Raw genomic sequence first — 1,840 nt, 5'->3', positions numbered from 1 at the left:
TGGCAATGGTTGCGGTCATTCAGTTCTCTCCAGGGGCCGTACGGGCGTTGAAGACACAATCACGCCAAAGGCCGCCCGCCGTCGACCGGAATGATAACGCCCGTCGCAAAGCGAAGCTGCGCCGCGGCCGCCAGAACCGCCTCGGCGACGTCGTCGGGCGTGCCCAATCGCCCGAGCGGCGTCCGGCTCGCCTGTTCATCGCGCCAGGATTCGTCGCGGCCCTTGATGAAATCGGTGTCGACGACGCCTGGTGAAACGGAGACGACCCTGATTTTCGGCGCGAGCGCGCGCGCCAGCGACTTGGTCAAATTGTCGACCGCGGCCTTGGACGCGCAATAGGCGATGTTGCTGCCCATGGCGGTGACGCCCGCGATCGACGAGATGTTGACGACAATGCCGTTGCCGGTGCGGTCGAGCAGCGGCCGCATCGCCCGCGTCGCAGCGATGACGCCGCGTACGTTGACGCTGAGGATGCGGTCGATCAAGGCGTCATCCAGGCTATCGAGGTCCGGATGCGGCACGAAGCGGGTTATGCCGGCGCAATTGACCAGGATGTCCAGCCGGCCGAACCTTTGCCCGATCTGGCCGGCCAGCCGCGCGAGGCAGCCGCTGTCGGTGACGGCCGCCTCGGCGACCATGTGATCGCCGGGCGCCAGCGTCGAGACCAGCGCTTCGGCCGCCGGGCGCGAGCTGTTGTAGCCGACGACGACCGAGGCTCCTTCCTGCGCGAGCCTGGACACGATCTGCGCCCCGATTCCGCCGGTCGCTCCGGTCACCAGGGCAACCTTGTCTTGCAGCATTGCCGCCATGACGGTCTCCGTGTCAGACGCCGATGCGTCGCTTGTGGGCGACCAGCGCCATGAGATTGCGGTCGCGCCAGACGCTGCGCTCGCTCAAGTCGGATACCGGCAGCTTCTCGCGGCGCTCGGCTTCGGCCTTGGCGATAAGCGCTTCCGACCAGGGCGCCGGGTCGCGCCTTGCCAGCGCGATCGCATGGTAGAGCGGCCCCAGGCGCCGCGCGTAATCCGCGATCCCGCCCGGCGCGTTGAGGTCGATCGTCTCGAACGGACCCATGAAGGACCAGCGGTAGCCGAGCCCGTGCGACACGGTCAGGTCGATGTCGGCGGCGCTTGCGACGCCCTCCTCCAACAAGGCCCAGGCCTCGTTGAGCAAAGCCCCCTGGAGCCGGTTGAGGACAAAGCCGTCGACCTCCTTGCGCACGACGATGGCGGCCTGGCCCACCTGCTCCATTTGCGCCCGCAGCCACGGCACGATGCCGGCGTCGGTCCATGGCGCCGGAACAAGTTCGACCAGCGGGATCAGATGCGGAGGGTTGACGGGATGCGCGACGAGGAAGCGGGGCCGGTTGACGCATCCCTCCGTGAAAGCCGAGGCCGGAATGCCCGAGCTCGAGCTGCCCACGACCGCGTCCGGCCGCATCGCCCGGTCGATTTCGAGGCAGACGGCCTGCTTGACATCGCGCCGTTCGAGCACCGACTCCTGGATATAGTCGGCGCCGGCGACCGCAGCCTCCAGCGTGTCGACCACGCGCAATCGCCGCAGCACGGGATCGATGGCGTCGACCAGCCCGGCTTCCCGCATGTCGACGAGACTGGCGCGGATGCTCTCGATCCCCGCCGCGCGGATCTCGGCGCTGCCGTCATAGACGGCCACGTCATGCCCCGCCCGGGCGAAGACGATCGCCCAGCCGCGGCCGACAAGCCCCGCCCCGACGATGGCGACCTTGCGGATTACCTCCATTACTGCACCCGCGATTTCTCGCCGTCCGCGAGGCAGATTTCAGTGATGCGCAGGCCATCCTTGGTGATGCGCGACGGGA

General features: G+C 68.1%; 2 protein-coding genes. Both read right to left on the bottom strand.

Features of this window, described 5'->3' with window-relative positions; translation table 11 throughout:
• Window positions 1-59 precede the first annotated feature (59 nt).
• Entirely contained in the window at window positions 60-809 is a 750-nt protein-coding gene (locus EOD07_RS33100) for an SDR family oxidoreductase (protein WP_206519633.1), read from the bottom strand.
• 13 nt (window positions 810-822) lie between these two features.
• Entirely contained in the window at window positions 823-1,761 is a 939-nt protein-coding gene (locus EOD07_RS33095) for a 3-hydroxyacyl-CoA dehydrogenase (protein WP_127238221.1), read from the bottom strand.
• Window positions 1,762-1,840 lie beyond the last annotated feature (79 nt).

The organism is Mesorhizobium sp. M2C.T.Ca.TU.002.02.1.1 (assembly GCF_003997225.1).
Note: the sequence above shows the minus strand (reverse complement) of the source record. Positions and strands in the feature narration are given on the sequence as shown.